At 67.8% G+C, this 19,068-nt stretch carries 21 protein-coding genes; 9 read left to right on the top strand and 12 right to left on the bottom strand.

What is annotated here, in order from left to right; genetic code table 11:
• The gene (locus tag C0J29_RS04060) at positions 1 to 636 is read left to right on the top strand and encodes an alpha/beta hydrolase family protein (RefSeq protein WP_120791598.1); all 636 of its coding nucleotides are present in this window, start codon (positions 1 to 3) and stop codon (positions 634 to 636) included.
• Here the strand turns inward: C0J29_RS04060 and C0J29_RS04055 are convergent.
• On the bottom strand, positions 533 to 1,828 hold the full coding sequence (locus C0J29_RS04055) for a TetR/AcrR family transcriptional regulator (protein WP_240743586.1): 1,296 nt from the start codon (positions 1,826 to 1,828) through the stop codon (positions 533 to 535). The two genes, C0J29_RS04060 and C0J29_RS04055, sit on opposite strands and share 104 nt — an antisense overlap.
• 186 nt (positions 1,829 to 2,014) lie before the next feature.
• On the opposite strand from C0J29_RS04055, the gene C0J29_RS04050 reads away from it, so the two are divergent.
• Positions 2,015 to 2,311, top strand: a complete 297-nt coding sequence (locus tag C0J29_RS04050) for a hypothetical protein (RefSeq protein ID WP_120791596.1) — start codon at positions 2,015 to 2,017, stop codon at positions 2,309 to 2,311.
• 9 nt (positions 2,312 to 2,320) lie between these two features.
• Here C0J29_RS04050 and C0J29_RS04045 read toward each other — a convergent pair whose 3' ends face one another.
• The 6 genes from C0J29_RS04045 to C0J29_RS04020 form a co-directional block, all read right to left on the bottom strand.
• Positions 2,321 to 3,784, bottom strand: a complete 1,464-nt coding sequence (locus tag C0J29_RS04045; protein WP_065042964.1) for a neutral zinc metallopeptidase — start codon at positions 3,782 to 3,784, stop codon at positions 2,321 to 2,323.
• 89 nt (positions 3,785 to 3,873) lie between these two features.
• Positions 3,874 to 4,326, bottom strand: coding sequence for a DUF4190 domain-containing protein (locus tag C0J29_RS04040; RefSeq protein ID WP_120791595.1), 453 nt, complete (start codon positions 4,324 to 4,326; stop codon positions 3,874 to 3,876).
• Between the two features lie 69 nt (positions 4,327 to 4,395).
• Positions 4,396 to 5,868 (bottom strand): M28 family peptidase, encoded by a 1,473-nt coding sequence (locus tag C0J29_RS04035; RefSeq protein WP_065163423.1) that lies wholly within the window; start codon positions 5,866 to 5,868, stop codon positions 4,396 to 4,398.
• Entirely contained in the window at positions 5,865 to 7,367 is a 1,503-nt protein-coding gene (locus C0J29_RS04030; protein ID WP_065042951.1) for a M28 family metallopeptidase, read from the bottom strand. Before C0J29_RS04030 ends, C0J29_RS04035 begins: the two co-directional genes overlap by 4 nt.
• Before the next feature lie 50 nt (positions 7,368 to 7,417).
• Complete coding sequence (locus tag C0J29_RS04025) at positions 7,418 to 7,855, bottom strand: DUF2752 domain-containing protein (RefSeq protein ID WP_065042950.1); 438 nt, start codon at positions 7,853 to 7,855, stop codon at positions 7,418 to 7,420.
• A 4-nt stretch (positions 7,856 to 7,859) separates the two neighbouring features.
• Entirely contained in the window at positions 7,860 to 8,201 is a 342-nt protein-coding gene (locus C0J29_RS04020; RefSeq protein WP_065042949.1) for a CD225/dispanin family protein, read from the bottom strand.
• Between the two features lie 374 nt (positions 8,202 to 8,575).
• On the opposite strand from C0J29_RS04020, the gene C0J29_RS04015 reads away from it, so the two are divergent.
• Entirely contained in the window at positions 8,576 to 9,091 is a 516-nt protein-coding gene (locus C0J29_RS04015; RefSeq protein WP_065163421.1) for a serine/threonine protein kinase, read from the top strand.
• A gap of 65 nt (positions 9,092 to 9,156) precedes the next feature.
• A complete protein-coding gene (locus tag C0J29_RS04010) occupies positions 9,157 to 9,675 on the top strand; it encodes a hypothetical protein (protein WP_065042947.1) in 519 nt (172 codons plus the stop codon).
• A 6-nt stretch (positions 9,676 to 9,681) separates the two neighbouring features.
• Here the strand turns inward: C0J29_RS04010 and C0J29_RS04005 are convergent, their stop codons facing one another.
• From C0J29_RS04005 to thiO, 4 genes are read right to left on the bottom strand one after another with little or no spacing between them, the layout of a single operon-like run.
• Positions 9,682 to 10,440, bottom strand: coding sequence for an SGNH/GDSL hydrolase family protein (locus C0J29_RS04005; RefSeq protein WP_120791594.1), 759 nt, complete (start codon positions 10,438 to 10,440; stop codon positions 9,682 to 9,684).
• Positions 10,437 to 11,195: a thiazole synthase gene (gene thiG, locus C0J29_RS04000; RefSeq protein ID WP_065042945.1), complete on the bottom strand. Its 759-nt coding sequence runs from the start codon at positions 11,193 to 11,195 to the stop codon at positions 10,437 to 10,439. The genes C0J29_RS04005 and thiG overlap by 4 nt, the downstream gene beginning before the upstream one ends.
• Positions 11,188 to 11,385, bottom strand: coding sequence for a sulfur carrier protein ThiS (gene thiS, locus C0J29_RS03995; protein WP_120791593.1), 198 nt, complete (start codon positions 11,383 to 11,385; stop codon positions 11,188 to 11,190). Before thiS ends, thiG begins: the two co-directional genes overlap by 8 nt.
• The gene (gene thiO, locus C0J29_RS03990) at positions 11,385 to 12,386 is read right to left on the bottom strand and encodes a glycine oxidase ThiO (RefSeq protein ID WP_065042963.1); all 1,002 of its coding nucleotides are present in this window, start codon (positions 12,384 to 12,386) and stop codon (positions 11,385 to 11,387) included. Before thiO ends, thiS begins: the two co-directional genes overlap by 1 nt.
• Before the next feature lie 147 nt (positions 12,387 to 12,533).
• On the opposite strand from thiO, the gene thiE reads away from it, so the two are divergent.
• Complete coding sequence (gene thiE / locus C0J29_RS03985; RefSeq protein WP_120791592.1) at positions 12,534 to 13,208, top strand: thiamine phosphate synthase; 675 nt, start codon at positions 12,534 to 12,536, stop codon at positions 13,206 to 13,208.
• A 66-nt stretch (positions 13,209 to 13,274) separates the two neighbouring features.
• On the opposite strand, the gene C0J29_RS03980 is transcribed toward thiE, so the two are convergent.
• Positions 13,275 to 13,769, bottom strand: coding sequence for an NUDIX hydrolase (locus C0J29_RS03980; protein WP_065163417.1), 495 nt, complete (start codon positions 13,767 to 13,769; stop codon positions 13,275 to 13,277).
• A gap of 125 nt (positions 13,770 to 13,894) precedes the next feature.
• Between C0J29_RS03980 and glnX the strand changes: the two genes are divergently transcribed.
• The 4 genes from glnX (at position 13,895) to C0J29_RS03960 (ending at position 19,061) form a co-directional block, all read left to right on the top strand.
• Positions 13,895 to 15,214, top strand: a complete 1,320-nt coding sequence (glnX, locus tag C0J29_RS03975; RefSeq protein ID WP_065042941.1) for a protein kinase G-activating protein GlnX — start codon at positions 13,895 to 13,897, stop codon at positions 15,212 to 15,214.
• Positions 15,211 to 16,176: a glutamate ABC transporter substrate-binding protein gene (locus C0J29_RS03970; protein ID WP_174814816.1), complete on the top strand. Its 966-nt coding sequence runs from the start codon at positions 15,211 to 15,213 to the stop codon at positions 16,174 to 16,176. Before glnX ends, C0J29_RS03970 begins: the two co-directional genes overlap by 4 nt.
• On the top strand, positions 16,176 to 18,494 hold the full coding sequence (locus tag C0J29_RS03965; RefSeq protein WP_120791591.1) for a serine/threonine-protein kinase PknG: 2,319 nt from the start codon (positions 16,176 to 16,178) through the stop codon (positions 18,492 to 18,494). The genes C0J29_RS03970 and C0J29_RS03965 overlap by 1 nt, the downstream gene beginning before the upstream one ends.
• Positions 18,495 to 18,641: 147 nt before the next feature.
• The gene (locus C0J29_RS03960) at positions 18,642 to 19,061 is read left to right on the top strand and encodes an Hsp20/alpha crystallin family protein (RefSeq protein WP_065042962.1); all 420 of its coding nucleotides are present in this window, start codon (positions 18,642 to 18,644) and stop codon (positions 19,059 to 19,061) included.
• Positions 19,062 to 19,068: the final 7 nt, after the last annotated feature.

Genomic DNA, 19,068 nt, shown 5'->3' with positions numbered 1-19,068 from the left:
ATGAATCTCGACGACATCGCCGGCATCGCCCACGAACCCGCCGACACACCGCAGGGCGTGGCGGTACTGACCCACGGCGCCGGAGGAAATCGCGATTCCCCTCTGCTGCAACGGATTTGCGACGAGTGGGCGCGCCAGGGCTGGCTCGCGGTGCGCTACAACCTGCCCTACCGGCGACGGCGCCCTAAGGGTCCGCCGTCCAACTCCGCCATCGCCGACCAGGCGGGCGTCGTCGAGGCGATCGAACTGTGCCGCACCCTGGCCGACGGACCACTGATCGTCGGCGGGCATTCCTACGGCGGCCGGCAGACCTCGATGGTGGTGGCCGCCCTGGAGGTGCCCGTGGACGAGTTGACGCTGTTCTCCTACCCGGTCCATCCGCCGGGCAAGCCGGAGCGCCGCCGCACCGAACATCTGCCCCGCATCAGCGTGCCGACGGTCTTCACCCACGGCACCTCCGACCCGTTCGGGACCATCGTCGAATTGCGGGAGGCCGCGGCGCTGATTCCCGCGCGAACCGAGATCGTCGAAATCACCGGCGCGCGGCACGATCTGGGATCGAAGACCCTCGACGTGCCCGCCCTGGCGGTCGATGCGGCGCTTCGCCTGTTTCGGTCTCCGGGCCAAACAGCGTGACATCCATCAGCTTTCGCACGCACGCCTGCAGGTAGGCCGACTCCCCCATCCGGCCCAAGTCGACCACCAGGGCCATCGCTGCGTGCACCAGGAACCGAGCCGGGACAGGCGTGAGCGACGGCCGCGCCGCGGTCAGCAGCCGAACCCAGGAATCAATGGTCGACAGCTGCACGTTGTGCAGCAGCATCTGGTCGGCGGGCGTCAGGTTGGTCCGCTCGGTGTAGTAGACGGCGCCGAGTTCGGGGTTGGCGAACGACGTTGCCACATAGGCCTCGATCAGCAGCGCCAGCGCCTGCCGCGGTTCGGTCAGGGCCCCGACCACCGGCGACAGTTGCCCGGAGACCCGGTCGGCGGCCCGGCGCAAACCGGTCGCCAGGATCTCGCACTTGCCGGAGAAGTAGCGATAGATCCCCGACACCGGCACCCCGGCGGCCTTCGCGATCTGAGCCATGCTCGTCTCGGCGTAGCCACGTTCTTTGAACAACATCATCGAGGCGTGCAGCAGCGCCTCGTAGACGCCGGCGTCCTCGGTGAACAGTCGCCACGATGCCGGCCGCGGGAAGACATCTTCCGGCTGTGGGAGTTCCGCGGCGAGAATCCCGGACGCCGCCGCACCGAACAGCGCCCGGATCTGATCGGCCGGCAGCCGCCCGGAATGGTCGACGATGCTGCCGATCACGCTCAACACGCCCGCCGACAGCAGCCACCGCTGTTCGGACCGCAGTCCCGGCCGAATCTCGTTCAGCGGCTTCTGAATTCGGCGATTGATCAACTTCAGCTGGTCAGCCAGCTCGGCCTGGTCCCCGGCCCGCAGATAACGCGCCTGCCAGCGATACAGGCCGCCGGAGGCACGGTTTTCCAGGGCCGCGTCAATGAGCCCGGCAATGATCCCGTCCCGGACCTGTCCGGGGTCGGTACCGACGTCTTCGAGATCCGTGGCTTCGACGAGCTGGCGGCTCAGCGTCAGCACCGCGTCACGGAACAGGTCGTACTTGCCCGCGTAGTGCCGATACAGCGCGGGAGCCGACACCCCGACCTTGGCCGCGATGGTTTCCATGCTCACTGCGTGATAACCCTGCGCGCTGAAAGCCTCGGCCGAGGCGCGGGCGATCTGCGCCTTGCGGTCTTTGGGGCGCCTTCGAGGCGGTGGCGGCACCACCGGTAGGGCGCTCGGACCGGACGCGCTGGACACTGCCCCACTGTAGCCGGAATAACACCGCCCCGAACCCGCGAAAGCTACCGAGGAGGGGGAATCTCCATTAACATATGTAGCCATTGAGGGGTGGTCCGATGGTTGGTACAGCTGCTGGCCATCGGGCTTACAAATAACGATCCAGCCATCGTGGCGAACCCCTCATTAACATGCTGGGGGGAAAATGTGAGCCACCGTCAGCTGTTCATCGGAGCGGCGGGCCTGATACTCGGAGTCATCGGGTTGGCGGCGCTGTGGTTTCCGGTTTATCTCGACCAGTTCGACCACTACGGCATGCAGATCAGTTGCGGCGACGGCCTCGGCTTCCACCTGGCTATGGCCCACGCTGACAGCGCCGCGGCACAGTGCGGCACCGCCATGCTGGTCCGGCGGGTTTGGGCGATCCCGACCGTTGCGATCGGCGGCGTGATGGTCACCTGGTTCGTGATGAAGTGGGCCCAGACTGAGCGGGAGCCCGCCTGACCCGCGTGATCAGCCGGGGTAGCGGGAGTAGCACCCGTCCATCTCGCCGCCCACCCCGGATCGGAATGCCGCGATCCGGGTGAACCCGGCCGGGACGCTGATGCCGTCGGCGTCACTGGCGACCATGTGGTTGGTGAGTAGTCCCGCGACAGCTTCGTCGAGGTCACCGGCCGTCAGCACCAGGGAGTTGCCGGACGGCAATTCGATGTTCTCGGCCATCTTGCGGTGTGCGACGCCGGTGAGGCACGCGGTGCGCAACGCGGTCCACGGGCTCTGCATCGCCAGCCCCCGCTCGTGCTGCACCGCCAGCGCGTACCGCGACATCACGATCGACAGCGCGGTGTCGTCGCCCTGCGGCAGGCTGTGTTCCTTCTCGCCGGCGACCTTGCCCATGGTCGCCAGTGCGGGCAGGTCGACGTTGATCGTGTTGGTGGCCGGGCAGTAGGACGCGGGCGGGCTGGGCTTGGCATCCGAGCAGCCGCCGGCCTTCAGGACCAGCGTGGGCGGGCTCTTCGGCGAGAAGATCTTGCCCATCAACTCCATCAGCGTCTTCAGAGTGTCTTCGGTGATCTGCACTTCGCCCGTCTCCGGGTCCCCGCCGGTGTCGACCCGCAGCGCGGTCGGCAGATCGCCACGACGCTGCTCCACCTCTGCCTTGTTGATCCCCGCGCACGCGGAGGTGCCGGTGATGAAACCCATCTGGAAAGCGCTGACCCGGTCCAGAGCCGAGCCGTGCTCGTCGTCGTTCTGGGAGTCCGCGTCCATCACCGGGTCGCGCGTCGTGATGATCCCTGCCAGCACGTGGTCAAGCCCGTCGGCGGTGCTGATGTCGAAGCGCGGCGACTTACCGGAGGCCACGTGGTACATGTAAACCCCGGCGAAGCAGTCGGCCTGCTGCTCGCGGACGATGGTCGGGTCTTTTCTGGTGACCAGCTTGGCCATGGTCTGCAGCGCGTGACCGAATTCGTGCGCCAGCACGCCGTTTACCGACATGTCGCCGAAGTACTTCTGCGCGACCGCCATGAATACGCCACGGTCCCAGGCGATCATGTTGCACCGTGAGGTGAAGAAGGCGTTGACCAGATCGTAGGTCTCGTTGTGGCAGACGATCGGACTGTTCGGGTCGTTGGAGTCATACGACACCAGCTTGTCGACGGGTTTGAAGGACCCCTGCAAGGGTGCGGTGTAGTTGTTCTTCCAGAATTCCTCGATGTCGTTGACCGACAGCAGCGACAACTTGTCGATGGGCCCGTTGTTGGTGTTGAGCACGGTGCCGGTCGGTGCCGGCCCATTCGGTTTCGCGCCGCTGGGCCCGTCGGTGGCCGGCAGCCCGCCCACCCGGAACGGATCGTTGAGAACCGACACCGCGCGTCCGGTGACCATGGTGGTACAGCCCGCCACCACGAGCACCGCAGCCAGACAAGCCGTCACGGCGCGTGACGACGCGACCACCCTGCGCGAGCGCAACTTCATCTGATCAACCCCGTCCACCGCCTGCACCGAAGGAACATCATTCTAAGGGGGCCGCAACCCAATACTCAGCACTTAGTGCTGCGGGACCCTCAGGCCGCGGCACCGTGCGAAAACGCCTGCTGCCCAAAAAGGATCAGGCCGGCGTCCGCGTGTGAGCTGCCCATCTCGGCGGCCGCGCCGATCATCACGAGAATCAGGTACAGCACCATGAAGGCGATCCCGATCCCGCCGATGATGATGCCGGCCAGCGCCAGGCCCCGGCCCCCTTGACCGTTCTGCTTGATCTGATTCAGCGCGATGATGCCGAACACCACGCCGAGGATCGGCCCGATGCCGCAGATCCAGCCCACCAGCGCCGACACCAGAGAGGCGATGGCCATCGGGTTGGTGCTGCTCCACGGCGGTGGCGGATACCCGTAGCCCGGAGCCGGCGGCGGATACCCGTAGCCGGGCGGCGGCTGGGAAGGCTGGTAACCGTATCCACCCGCGGGCGGTGGGTAGTCACCCGGCGGCGGCGGGTAGCCCGGCGGTTGATCCGTCACAGGGAACCTCCTATGGGAAACGACGATCTCGTCGGCGGTGAGCCGGCCCTAGCTCGCAGCACACTTTACTCAGGAAACCCGCGTCCGATGGCGTTTGTCGTGCGGTGTGACCCCGTTGACGCCGCCGATCGAATCCGCATAGGTGCCGACCGCAAAGGCCACCCCGGACCCCATCACCGCCAGCGCGTCGCGATTGATCTCGTCGACGGTGTCGCGGGGACCCTGATAATTCGGGTCGAAGGCGGCGCCGGGTTGCCCACCCCAGAGTCGCGCCTGCACAGTCGTTTTCGTCTGTGAGGCACCGGTGTTCATGCCACCCACCGGCACACCGGCGACCAGGAACGGGTGGTAGTCGGTCCTGGTGTTCACCGGCATGTCGGCCGGGCGTTTGCCGGCCAGGTTCAGGTAGCCGGCCAGGGTGCGCTCGATCCCGGCCGACCCCTCCGGAATGTCCGATGCCGCCACACCGGGCCCGGCCGGGCCGGACTGATCTCCGTCGTCGGTGAAGAAGCCGGGGTTGGGGGATCCGAGCATGTCGAAGTTGAGGTAGAGAGCGATGTCGTTGAGCGCGTTGTTGTCCAGGCTGAACACGTAATCCATGGACCCGTTGAGCCCGTTCTCCGCAGCACCCCAGAAGGCGAACCGCACCGCGTTGGCCACCGGCGGCAGCGGGCCCAGCTGCAGAGCGGTCTCCAGCACCGCCGCCACCCCGGAACCGGCATTGTTGATGCCCGGACTTTCAGCCGGGCTGTCCAGATGGGTGCCGACCATCACCACCTCATTGGCCGACCCGGTCTTGGTCTGCGCCAGCACATTTCGCGACACCACCCGCACGTTCTCGGCGTCCAGTACCAGCCGCACCGAAGCGGTGGACCCCTTCAGCGCGGCCGCTCCATTGGCCCCCACCACCGCGACCGGCACCGTCAGCTGGTTGTAGTAGCCCGGGTTGAACAGCGTCGGGGGCGCCCCCTGACCGCTGGGCTGGCTGATCACGATCACCGCCGCGGCGCCCCTGCCCACCGCGGCGTTCTGTTTGTCGACCACCGAGCAGCGGCTGTCGTCGACCACGGCGATCGCCCCCTTGGGCAGCGCGGCCGCATAGTCCCCCGCACCGCAGCCGGCGGCTTGGGTCGGCCGCACCACCTGACCGGTCAAGCCACCCGGCGGCGTCCGCACCAGAAGCGAAGCCTGGTCCACCGGGAAGCTGCGGCCGCCGACCGTCAGGGTGGGCTTGCCCTCGGACACGTTCCGCATCCGCTCGAACTGCGGTGTCGAAACGTCGAACCCCTTGCCGCGCAGGGCTTTCACCACGTAGTCGACACTGGCGTCATAACCCGGGGTGCCGGTCGTCCGGTTGCCCTTGTTGGCGTTGGCGATCTCCTGCAGCGCGCGCAGGTGGACGAACATGCCGTCCGCGGTCACCTTCGCGGCCAGCGAACGGCCCGGGTCGGGTGCGGCGGCCGGTTGCCGGGCCGGCGGGTGGGTCGTCGCGCAGGCCGCGATCAGCAGCGTCAGCAGGAGGACGGCGAGCGGCCGCGTCATGGCTTGGCGAGCACGTGCCGGACGCGGTCCTCCATCACCGGAACACCGTTGTGCCCGCCGAGATCCTGGGCGTAGAGCGCTACCGCGTAGGCGACACCGCCGCCCTGGATGCCCAGCGACGTCCGGTCGATGTGCTCGAGATTGTCGCCCTTCTGGTGGTAGTTGGGGTCGAACGGCTCGTCTGCCTTGCCGCCCCACAGCTTGGCCTGGTCCTGGGACATCTTGACCTCGGCGCCGGAGAACAGCCCGCCCGACGGGATACCCGCCAGCGTGAATCCGTCGTAGTCGGAGCGACCATCGAAAGAGGTGTCCTGGGCCGTCTTTCCGGCCTGCTTCAGGTAGGCGACCAGGGTCCGCTCGATGCCGGCCGACCCCTCGGGCACCACCGGCTGGCCACGCGCGTCCATCGGCAGCGACTGGTCGCCGTCGTAGGTGAAGTAACCGGGATTCGGCGATGCCAGCATGTCGAAGTTCAGGTACAGCGCGATGTTCTTCAGGCCCTCGGCGTCCAGCGACTCGACGTAGTTGCGGGAACCGATCAGGCCGAGTTCCTCGGCGCCCCAGAAGGCGAACCGCACCGCGTTGCGTACCTGCGGCGAATTACCCAGCTGCACAGCGGTTTCCAGGATCGCTGCCACCCCGGAGCCGTTGTCGTTGATGCCCGGGCCCTCCGGCACGCTGTCCAGATGGGCACCGGCCATCACCACGTCGGTCGGCGATCCGGTCTTGGTCTGCGCGATGACGTTACGGGCCTTGAAACTCTGGGTGTTCGCGGCCAGTTTGATGGTCGCCGGACCCGACTTGGAGCGCAGCTGGAAGCCAACGGATTTGGTGATACTGACCACCGGAATCTTCACTTCGGTGTTTGCTCCGAGCGTGCCGCCCATCGATTGCTCGTCCACGTTGTCGACGACGATCAGCGCCGCCGCACCGCGCTGGGCGGCCGCGTCCTCCTTCTGCGCGAATTGGCAACCGCCGCGGTCGACGACCACCACCGCGCCCTGCGCCGGCAGCTTGTCGTAGTCGGCCGGCGCACACCCGGGGCTGTCTCCGGTGGGCGCGAACAGCAGCGGCCCCGTCACGCCGCCTTCGGGTGTGCCGAGGCTGTATTCCAGCGCACGCGCGTCTGCGGTCAGGCCGCCGGCCTCGACCGAACCCTTTTCCGAGTGGAAGACCCGGGCCGAGAACTCGGGTGTCTGAACGTCAAAACCGCTTTTGCGCAACGTCTCGACGACGTAGTCGACGCTGGCTTCATAGCCCGGAGTGCCGACCGCGCGAGTGCCGTTGTTGGCGTTGGCGATGTCCTGCAGCTTGGTCAGGTGCGACATCATCGCGTCGGTGGTGACCTTGTTGCGGATCGTGTTCGCGAACTCGCCCGCCGCTTGGCCGCTGCCGCTGGACCCGGTCTGGTTGGACCCGCGCCCGCAGCCCACCCCCAGGAAAGCGACGATCGCGATAACGGCCAGCACCGCCGGAATCATCTTCGATTTGTGCACCATTGCGCCCACGTTAGACCAGATGCGAGAGCGGCACTTTCAGACGTACAGCATCAGACGTACAGCCCGCTGAATGGGGCAAAGGGCAGATTTCGCACCACGAACCAGACCACCACCAGCGACAGAGTCACCATGGCGGCCCAGCGGTTGTGCTGCCAACCCCGGATCCGCCGACCGGTCACCCGGCCGTACGTCCAGGCCAGGTAGGCCCAGACCAGGAGCCCGACAGCGACCAGACCGAGCGCGTTAAATCTGGCGGCGGCCAACAGATCACCGTGCATCAGGCTGTACAGCATCCGCATGCTGCCGCAGCCGGGACAATCGATGCCCAGTAACGCTTTGGTGGGGCAGGTCGGCAACGGGCCGTTCGGGGTCGTCGGGTCACCCAGCCAAATGCCGGCGCATGCCACAGCCGAGGCTGCGGCCACGAACACTGGGGCGCTCAATCGCGCACCCAGCTTCGCGGACACCGACCCTTGGCGGGTCACCATCGGATCAGCCCAGGCTCAGTGCGTCGACCATCATCATGGCCGCCGAGCTGGTGTCGGTGTTCATCGCGCCCAGCGCGATGATGACGCCGTAGATGATCGCCCCGACCACGCCGGCGATCACGGAGTACTTCACGAACTTCTTGGCGCTGTCCGCCGCCGCTTGTGCCTCGGCGTACTGACCCTGCGCCCACAAACCACTGACCTGCGTGGACTTGACGATCGCCACGATCCCCAGAGGAAGACAGCAGAACAGCGTCGCCAGGATCGACCAGACCAGGTAATTGTCGGGCTGCTGACCTGCCGGCGGCTGCTGCGGCGGGTAACCGGGAGGGGGTGGTTGTGTCATGGATTCTCCAGTCGAAAGAGTTAGCTGGCGTGAAGCGAGGCTTACCATACCGGAGAGCAGTCTCGACGGCATCACCAATCTGAAATTGCTTGTTGGACACCTCCACCGCTTTCGTGGCGGTCTTGGCGTCCGCACCCGGCCGGCGCCCCGGCCAGGCACCAGATCCATTGACACCGAATGGATTTCGGTGCGTTCCAGTGCCGCGATCGATGCCCAGACAGACAATTGCCGACGGAATGTGTTGGACCGCTCCGGCGTAGCTCTACGATGCCAATTGCCATGTAAGCCCTGTTCTACGGCGAGTTTGAGAAATACACTCACCGATATCAACGCAGCCGCATATGTCGGTCGGCCGACTTTTAAGGAGCCAGGAGTTGTTTCACCTCAACACGGTGCTGCGAGCCGCGACGGCGGCGGCGCTCACGGGTGGCCTCATGAGTGGCTTTGCCTGCCTGGGCACCGCTACGGCGAACGCCGACCCGAATGACACGCTGGCGGCTTCGCTGTCGAAGGGCTATTCGTTGAGCAACTGCACACCCAAAGAGCCTCCGGCGGGGGTGGCGGCCGCGATCAACTGCGGACAGAACGCCGACGCCGCCGGCCCTGTCAAAGCGACGTACCTGCTCTACAACAACACCGGCGACCTCAACGGCGGATTTACCGCCAGTATCAAGGATGAGAGCCTCACCGCATGCGGTGACAGCGGCCAGTCACCGACCACGTGGCACACCGGCAGTGCCGGCGCCACCGCGGGACAGGTCGCCTGCGGTACCTACCAGGGCGCCGCGGAGGTCATCTGGACCACTGAGGCCAAGAATGTGCTGAGCTACATCCGCGGATCCACCACCGACGTCCAGGCGCTCTACCAGTGGTGGCGCACCAACGGCTGATATTTCGTTCGGCCGCAGGGACTTTGTGCCTGCGGAGCACTTCCCACAACAACCAAGGAGATGAAATGACCTACCTGAAGAACGCGCTGCGGGGCATCACGACCGCTGCGCTCGTCGGGGGCTTCGCCTGCACGGGCGTCGCCACCGCATCCGCGGACCCCACCGACGCGTTCGCCGGCTCGCTGTCGAAGGGTTACTCCTCGAGCAACTGCGGCTCACAGGCGGTTTCGGAGGTACAGTCCGCATTCCCGTCGGTGCAGGCCGTGCTCGCCTGTGGCCAGAACGCCGACAGCAGCGGACCCGCCTCGGCGAAGTACTTCCAGTTCCCCAACAGCGCGGACCTGGCCAGTGCGTTCACCAAACTCATTGGCAGCGACCAGCTTACAAACTGTGGGGACGCCAAGTCGCCGACCGTCTGGCACCAGGGCAGCTCCACCGACTCGGCCGGACAGGTGGCCTGCGGGACCGATGACGGCAAGGCCGAGGTCATCTGGACCGTCGACGCCAAGAACGTGCTGGCTTTCGTCCGGGCATCGGGTGGCGACACCTCCTCGCTCTACCAGTGGTGGCGCACCAACGGCTGAGCTGAATTACAACCGGCTCACAATCAGGTCAGCGACCGCCCGCATCCCCGCTTCGTTGGGATGCAACGGAGCCGGACGACCAGGTAGCGGCACAACGACTTTCACCGTCCAGGGGTGCCGCGACCACGCATGATGATCGCGGCTGGCCGCCGCGGCGGACACGACTTCACAGTCGGTCGCCGCGGCGGCCTTCGCCGTTAGTTGCTCGAGCGTGATAGCCACGTGCCGGCCCAGGTCCGCGTGCTCGCCGGACAGCGGCGGCGCCTTCTGACCCGACGGCGGCAGCAGCGTCAGGTAGTCGACGAACAGCACCCGGGCCTGCGGCGCACGCCGGCGGATGGACCTGCCCACCTCGCACAGCGAATCGAACACCCGGCTCAGTGCCAGCTCGCGCGCCTCGCGGTCCAGCAGTTCGGCGATGCGGCCACCGACCAGCGGCAGCCGTCGGGTGATGGACGGCAACGAGGCCGCCATCAGCAGCGGGACATAGCCGACGTCGTTGCCGCCGATGGTGACCGTCACCAGCGTCTCCGACCCGTTCAGTGCCGTGAGTTGCGGCGGTGCGCCGTTCTGCCGTTCGGCCAGCACATGTGCGGTGGTGGCCCCGGAGTAGGTGACGTCGACCAAATCCAGGCCGGCGCGCTCGGCGACCAGATGCGGGTAGTTGCGGGCCGACCGGCCCGACCGCCACGGCGCGCCCTCGGCGCGCGGGCTGATCCCCGGGCCGGACGCCATCGAACTGCCCAGTGCGACATACCGTTTCATTTATCCGGGCTCGATGCCTGAGCCCAGAAGCGCTTCGGGATCCGGCCGGCGCGGCGCGCCAGGAACCCGGCGGTGACCCCGGCGGCCATCGCCGCGGCCATGGCCGCCGGGTCGGCGGCGCGGGTCACCGCGGTGGCCAACAGCACGGCGTCGCAACCCAACTCCATCGCCAGTGCGGCGTCGCTGGCGGTTCCGATGCCCGCATCAAGCACGACGGGAACACCCGCGCGCGCGACGATCATCTCGATGTTGTGCGGATTGGTGATGCCGAGTCCGGTCCCGATCGGTGAACCCAGCGGCATCACCGCCGCGCAACCGGTGTCCTCCAGCCGTCGGGCCAGCGCCGGGTCGTCATTGGTGTACGGCAGCACCACGAAGCCATCGTCTACCAATTGCTCTGCGGCCCTGACCAACTCGACCGCGTCGGGCAGTAGCGTGCGCTCGTCGGCGATCACCTCGAGCTTGACCCAGTTGGTGTCCAGCGCCTCACGCGCAAGCTGGGCGGTCAGCACGGCCTCGGCGGCGCCGCGGCAGCCGGCGGTGTTGGGCAGCGGTGTGATGCCGAGCCGGTTGAGTAGATCGAGCAGCCCCGTGCCGCCTTCAGCGTCGACCCGGCGAATGGCCACCGTGGTCAGTTCGGTTCCGGAAGCGACCAGCGCCTCCTCCAATACCGAAAGGCTCGTCGCACCGCCGGTGCCCATGATCAGCCGGGATGAGAAGCTGCGATCCGCGATCGTCAGCTTATGGTCAGCCACCTTGCACCGCCGTCACCACCTCGAGTCGCGCACCGTCGAAAAGCCTGGTGGCCCAATCGGACCGGGGCAGCACCGCGTCGCCCATCGCGACCGCCACGCCGCGGTCGGGGAAGCCCAGCGAGGCCAGCAGCGCGCCCACCGTGGTGCGTTCGTCGACCTCGAGCCGTTGCTCGTTGACCACCACGATCATCACTGGACTCCCACCGGAACGAGTTCGCAGACAACCCTTTCGGCGGTCCACGGCGCCAGCAGAAAACCCGACCGGCCGTGGCCGGCGGCCACCACGGTCCGCTCGTCGAGTCGTCGCACAATGGGCAGGTTATCGGGCGTCATCGGGCGCAGGCCAGCCGCGCATTCGGCGAATTCGTACTCCCCGAGCGCCGGCATCACCGCGCAGGCGTCCTCGAGCAGGTCACGGATGCCCGACACCACCGGCGCGGTGTCCCTGCCGTGTTCGTACTGGGTCGCACCCACCACCACGCCGTCCGCCCGCGGCACCAGATACACCTGGCGTCCGTGCACGCGGGCCCGAACCACCCTGCGCAGCAACGGCATACAGCCCTTGCGCCAGCGCAGCCGCAGTACCTCGCCCTTCACCGGCCGCACCGGCAGGCCGGGCCACAACGTCGGCGCGTCGATCCCGTTGGCGATCACCACCGTGTCGCCGTCGGCGGCGCTGCGCTCGGCCACCGGCGCCGCCCAGCGCACGCCGAGCCGCTCGCAGTCCCGGGCCAGCGCGTCCACGACGCCGCGGTTGTCCACCGCCAACTCGGTGGGCGCCCGAAAACCGTGCCGAATGCCCTGTGCCAGCAGCGGTTCGACGTCGCGCGCACTCGACTCCCAGACCACCGGGTGGCCCTGCCGGGACAGCCAGTCCGCGACGGTGCGCAGGTCGGCGACATCGGCCCGGTCGACGGCGACCACCAGGGACTCGCGCGCGGTGACCACCGCCGGATCCAGTCCGTCCAGGAACCCCTCGTGCCACAACCGCAGCGACTCCAGACCCAGCCGCAGCAGTCGTTCCTCACCAGGCCAGCCTTCGCTGTGCGGGGCGAGCATGCCGCCGGCGACCCAGGAGGCGCCGCGTTCCTGAGTGCGGTGCACCGTCACCGCCAACCCGGCCTGCGCCGCGCGGCGCGCCACCGACAGCCCGATGACGCCGCCGCCGATCACGGCGACCGAACCTGACATCCTGTGCTCCCTTCGCCGGCATGACCCGGATCAGGTGTGACGGTAAGGACAGGTCCAGGTAGCTGGCAGTGCCCACTCTCAGCCCCGCTGGTGCCCGGGACTCCCGTGTGTTCTTCAGGCTCCACGCTAGCGCGCTAACGTCGCGGTGTGCAGGACCCCCGTACCCGGCTGAGCGAATCCCGTCTGTACCTGTGCACCGACGCGCGCCGCGAGCGCGGCGACCTGGCCGAGTTCGCCGACGCCGCGCTGGCCGGCGGGGTCGACATCATCCAGCTGCGCGACAAGGGTTCCCCCGGTGAGCGGCAGTTCGGCCCGCTGGAGGCGCTCGACGAGCTGGCGGCCTGCGAGATCCTGGCCGATGCGGCCCGCCGGCACGGTGCGCTGTTCGCGGTCAACGACCGCGCCGACGTCGCCCGCGCGGCCGGAGCCGACGTGCTGCACCTCGGCCAGCGCGACCTGCCCCTGGACATCGCCCGAGACATCGTCGGACCCGGCACCCTGATCGGCCGGTCCAGCCACGACGCCGGCGAGGCAGCGGCGGCGGCCGCTTCCGCTGTCGACTATTTCTGCGTGGGGCCGTGTTGGCCCACGCCCACCAAACCGGGCCGTCCGGCACCGGGTCTGGACCTGGTCCGCACCGCCGCCACCCTGGACACCGAGATGCCCTGGTTCGCCATCGGCGGTATCGACCTGCAACGGCTGCCTGACGTGCTTGCGGCCGGCGCTCGCCGCGTCGTCGTGGTGCGGGCCATCACCGCCGCCGCCGATCCGCGGGCAGCGGCCGAACAGCTGAAGAGGGCACTGACCACCCCCCGAGTGTGAATCGCACGACGCACCAGCGGCGTGTCGTGTCGCCAGGGGCACTCTCGACGCGGTGGAGCGAGCGGCTCAGCGCGCCGGAGGCAGAGTTGCCAGCACACTGCGAAGTCGGTCCCAGCTGGCGGCGAAGCCCGGATGCAGCGGCAGCCCGGCCACCTCGTCCTCGCCGACCCAGCGCAACTCGGCGCTCTCCCGGTTGGGCACGGTCTGCAGCAGCTCACCGGCGTCGGCGACCACGGTCGTGTAGCTCCACAGCGTCCCGCCCATGCCCGGGACTTCCGCCGTCACCACCGCCGCCCGCACCGTCAGCCACTCGGCGACCAGACCCGCCTCCTCCTGGGCCTCGCGCACCGCGGTCTCCTCCGGAGTCTCGTGACTGTCGCGGGCGCCACCCGGCAGGCCCCAGGTACCACCCTGATGGCTCCACACCGCCCGGTGCTGCAACAGGACCGCGGGGGTCCCGTCCGGTCGCGGAGCACGCAGCAACAGGCCGGCCGCGCCGTACCTCCCCCAGTAATGGGCGCCGCGCTCGGAGATCACCCACCCGTCACCGTCGCCCTGCACGGATTCAGGATATGCACGCAACCCCGGTTAGGTAATTGGTCACGCCTCCCCCCATCCGCAGCGAGATGCTCTTAGAATTCGCTTATACGGGTTCGTAATATGGCCGAGATGAGGTCCGAGCAGACGTGACGGTTGAGCTGGCGCACCCGTCGACCGAGCCGATGGGGTCGCGCTCGCCCGCAGAACCGGCTCATCCCCGCTGGTGGTTCATCTCGACCACGCCGGGGCGCATCCTGACCATCGGTATCGTGCTGGCGGCCCTGGGTGTGTCGAGTGCGTTCGCCACCTCGACCACCATCAACCACCGCCAGCAGGTGCTGACCACCGTCCTCGACCACACCGAGCCGCTGTCGTTCGCCGCCGGACGGCTCTACACCACGCTGTCGGTGGCCGACGCCGCCGCCGCGACCGCGTTCATCGCCCAGACCGAGCCGCGCGCCGTCCGGCTGCGCTACGAGCAGGCCATCACCGACGCCGCGGTGGCAGTGACCCGGGCATCCAGCGGGCTGACGGACGAACCCCTGGTACAGCTGCTGGGCAGGATCAACGCCGAACTGGCGGTCTATACCGGGCTGGTCGAGATCGCCCGCACCAACAACCGGGCGGGCAACCCGGTCGGCTCGTCGTACCTGTCCGAGGCCTCCGGACTGATGCAGTCGCGGATCCTGCCGGATGCCCAGCAGCTGTACCAGGCGACATCGGCGCGGGTGGACAGCGAGACCACGGCCTCCACGCAGATCCCGGCTCCGGTGATCCTGGTCGTGACCACCACCGTCGCATTCGGTGCGTTCGCCCACCGCTGGCTGGCCCGGCGCACGCGGCGACGGGTCAATCCGGGTCTGGTGGTCGGCGGGCTCGGTATTCTCATCATGGTGGTCTGGGTGGGCACGGCTCTGACAATCTCGACGACGGCCAGCCGCAGCGCCAAGGACACCGCGGCCGAGTCGTTGCGGACCGTCACCAACCTGGCCATCACCGCCCAGCAGGCCCGCGCCGACGAGACCTTGTCGCTGATCCGGCGTGGCGACGAAGAGGTCCGCAAGCAGGCCTTCTACCAGCGCATCGACGCCATGCACCACCAACTCGACGCGTACATGACGCGCCGCGACGCCGTCGACAAGCCCGACCTGCAGGGCGCGGACCAGCTGCTGGTGCGCTGGCAGCAGGCCAACGACCGGATCAACGCCTACATCTCGGTCGGAAACTACCGGGCCGCCACCCAGGTCGCGCTCGGCAAAGGCGAAGACGACTCCACCCCCGCCTTCGACAAGCTCGATGAGGCCCTGACCAAGGCGATGGCGCAGAGCCGCAACCACCTGCGCAACGACGTCCTGAACGCCAAGCGCGGCCTGGCCGGGGCGCAGGTCGGCGCGGTGGTGCTCAGCCTGGGTGCGGCCATCGCCGTCGCGCTGGGCCTGTGGCCCCGGCTGAAGGAGTACCGGTGATCGCGCGGCGGATCGCGGCGCTGCTAGCCGCCTCGATCCTGCTGGCCGGCTGCGGACATCCCGAGACACTGAAGGTGGAGGTGACGCCGACGCTGCCGCTGCCGACGCCCGTCGGCATGCAGGAACTGCCGATGGAAGCCGCGCTGCCGCCGGACAACACCAGCCAGGACTGCAATCCGACCGCCAGCCTGCGCCCGTTCCCCAATAAGGCCGACGCCGACGCCGCGGTGGCCAACATCCGCACCCGGGGCCGGCTGATCGTCGGCCTGGACATCGGCAGCAACCTGTTCAGCTTCCGCGACCCGATCACCGGCGAGATCACCGGCTTCGACGTCGATATCGCCGGCGAGGTGGCGCGCGACATCTTCGGCGGACCCTCGCACGTCGAGTACCGCATCCTGTCGGCCGATGAACGCATCACCGCGCTGCAGCGCTCGCAGGTCGACGTGGTCGTCAAGACCATGACGATCACCTGCGAGCGACGCAAGCTGGTCAACTTCTCCACCGTGTACCTGGATGCGAACCAGCGCATCCTGGCCCCGCGGGACTCGCCGATCGCCAAGGTGTCCGATCTGTCCGGCAAGCGGGTCTGCGTGGCCCGGGGCACCACCTCGTTGCGCCGCATCCGCGAGATCACGCCGCCGGCGGTGATCGTGTCGGTGGTGAACTGGGCCGACTGCCTGGTGGCGATGCAGCAGCGCCAGATCGACGCCGTCAGCACCGACGACTCGATCCTGGCCGGGCTGGTGGAGGAGGACCCCTACCTGCACATCGTCGGCCCGAACATGGCCACCCAGCCCTACGGCATCGGCATCAACCTGGACAACACCGGACTGGTCCGCTTCGTCAACGGCACCCTGGAGCGGATTCGCACCGACGGCACCTGGAACACGCTGTACCGCAAGTGGTTGACGGTGCTGGGTCCGGCTCCACTGCCACCGCAGCCGAGGTACGTGGACTGATGGGCAAGCCGACGCACGAGGAGCAGGAAGACCAGGTCGACGGGGACCCCGGCACCCAGGCGGCGGCCCAGCCGGAGGAAGCCCAGACGGGTGCGACCGCGACGACCGGCCGGCCGCAGGCCACCCAGGCCCTGTTCCGGCCGGATTTCGACGACGACGATGACGACGACTTCCAGATCTCGCTGGGCAGCCTCGACACCCAGCCGCAGGACCGGATGTCGGTCGCGACCCGGGCGCTGCCGCCGGTCCGTCAGCTCGGCGGCGGCCTGGTGGAGATCCCGCGCACCCCCGACATCGATCCGCTCAAGGCGTTGATGAAGAACCCGGTGGTCCCGGAATCGAAGCGGTTCTGCTGGAACTGCGGACGGCCGGTCGGACGGACGGCCCTGAGCAAGAGCACGGACAAGGGCACCGAAGGATCCAAGGAGGGCTGGTGCCCCTATTGCGGCAGCCCCTATTCTTTTCTGCCGCAACTGAATCCGGGCGACACCATCGCAGGCCAGTACGAGGTCAAGGGTTGCATCGCGCACGGCGGCCTGGGCTGGGTCTACCTGGCGCTGGACCACAACGTCAACGACCGCCCGGTGGTGCTCAAGGGCCTGGTGCATTCCGGTGATGCCGAAGCCCAGGCGATCGCGATGGCCGAACGCCAGTTCCTGGCCGAAGTGGTGCACCCGTCGATCGTGCAGATCTTCAACTTCGTCGAACACAGCGACAAGCACGGCGATCCGGTCGGCTACATCGTCATGGAGTACATCGGCGGGCAGTCGCTCAAGCGGGGCCGCGGCGAGAACCTGCCGGTCGCCGAGGCCATCGCCTACATCCTGGAAATCCTTCCCGCACTGAGCTATCTGCACTCCATCGGCCTGGTCTACAACGACCTCAAGCCGGAGAACATCATGCTCACCGAGGAGCAGCTCAAGCTGATCGACCTCGGTGCGGTGTCGCGGATCAACTCCTTCGGATACCTCTACGGAACCCCCGGCTACCAGGCCCCTGAGATCGTGCGCACCGGGCCGACCATCGCCACCGACATCTACACCGTGGGCCGCACCCTGGCGGCGCTGACCATGAGCCTGCGCACCCGCAACGGCCGCTACGTCGACGGCCTGCCCGACGATGACCCGGTGCTGGCCCAGTACGAGTCGTTCGCGCGCCTGTTGCGCCGCGCCATCGACCCCGACCCGCGGCGACGCTTCACCAGCGCCGAGGAGATGTCCGGGCAGTTAATGGGCGTGCTGCGCGAGGTGGTGGCCCAGGACACCGGGGTGCCGCGCCCCGGGTTGTCGACGATCTTCAGCCCCAGCCGGTCGACGTTCGGGGTGGACCTGTTGGTCGCGCACACCGACGTGTACTTGGACGGTCAGGTGCATTCGGAGAAGCTGACGGCCAAGGAGATCGTCACCGCGCTGTCGGTGCCGCTGGTGGACCCCACGGATGTCGCCGCTCCGGTGCTGCAGGCGACGGTGCTCTCGCAGCCGGTGCAGACGCTGGACTCGTTGCGCGCGGCGCGGCACGGCTCGCTGGACGCCGAGGGGCTGGACCTCAGCGAGTCGGTGGAGTTGCCGCTCATGGAGGTGCGGGCCCTGCTGGATCTGGGGGACGTCAGCAAGGCTTCCCGCAAACTCGAGGATCTCGCCGAACGGGTCGGCTGGCAGTGGCGGCTGGTCTGGTACCGCGGGGTGGCCGGGCTGCTCACCGGCGACTACGAGTCGGCGATCAAGCATTTCACCGAGGTGCTCGACACCTTCCCCGGCGAGCTGGCGCCCAAGCTCGCACTGGCCGCCACCTACGAACTGGCCGGCGAGCCGGACGAGCACAAGTACTACCAGACGGTGTGGGGTACCAACGACGGCGTGATCTCGGCCGCGTTCGGATTGGCCAGGGCACGTTCGGCTTTGGGCGATCGTCGGGGCGCGGTGCAGACATTGGACGAAGTACCCCCCACCTCAAGGCATTTCACCACCGCGCGACTGACCAGCGCGGTGACCCTGCTGTCCGGAAGGTCGCAGAGCGAGATCACCGAGGAGCAGATCCGCGACGCCGCCCGGCGGGTGGAAGCCCTGCCGCCCACCGAACCCCGGGTGTTGCAAATCCGCGCGCTGGTGCTCGGCGGCGCGATGGACTGGCTGCAGGACAACGGAGCGAACAATCAAGCCAGCACCAACCACATCCTGGGGTTCCCGTTCACCGACCACGGGCTGCGGCTGGGCGTGGAGGCGTCGCTGCGCAGTCTCGCGCGGGTGGCCCCCACGCAGCGACACCGGTACACCCTGGTCGACATGGCCAACCAGGTGCGGCCAACCAGCACATTCTGACCGGTAGCCCACGGGCACAACGCTATTGAGAAAAAATTCGGTTCCGGATCTTGCATTCGCGCGGCCTCGATGGTAAATCAAATGTATGCCTCACGGCATACATTTACTTCGGCTGTAACACCACATTGAGAGTTGGAGGTGGCGACGATGCTGATGCGAACCGATCCGTTCCGTGACTTCGACCGCTTCACCCGGCCGATGTCGGGGACGGCGTCCCGTCCGTCGGTGATGCCGATGGACGCGTGGCGAGACGGCACATCATTTGTCGTGGAATTCGATCTGCCCGGCATCGATGCGGACTCGTTGGACCTGGACATCGAGCGCAACGTGGTCACGGTGCGTGCGGAGCGCCCCGAAATCGATCCCGGCCGGGAGATGCTGGCCAGCGAACGCCCCCGTGGGGTGTTCAGCCGCCAGTTGGTGCTGGGCGACAATCTCGACACCGAGAAGATCGAGGCGTCCTACGACACGGGAGTGCTGACGCTGCGAATCCCGGTGGCCGAGAAGGCGAAACCGCGCAAGATCACGATCGGGCGGAGCAACGGACACCAGGTCATCAACGCCTGATCGGCCG

Origin of the sequence: Mycobacterium paragordonae, from assembly GCF_003614435.1 — a bacterium.
Lineage (GTDB): Bacteria > Actinomycetota > Actinomycetes > Mycobacteriales > Mycobacteriaceae > Mycobacterium > Mycobacterium paragordonae.
This window is presented reverse-complemented; position numbering and strand designations above follow the sequence as displayed.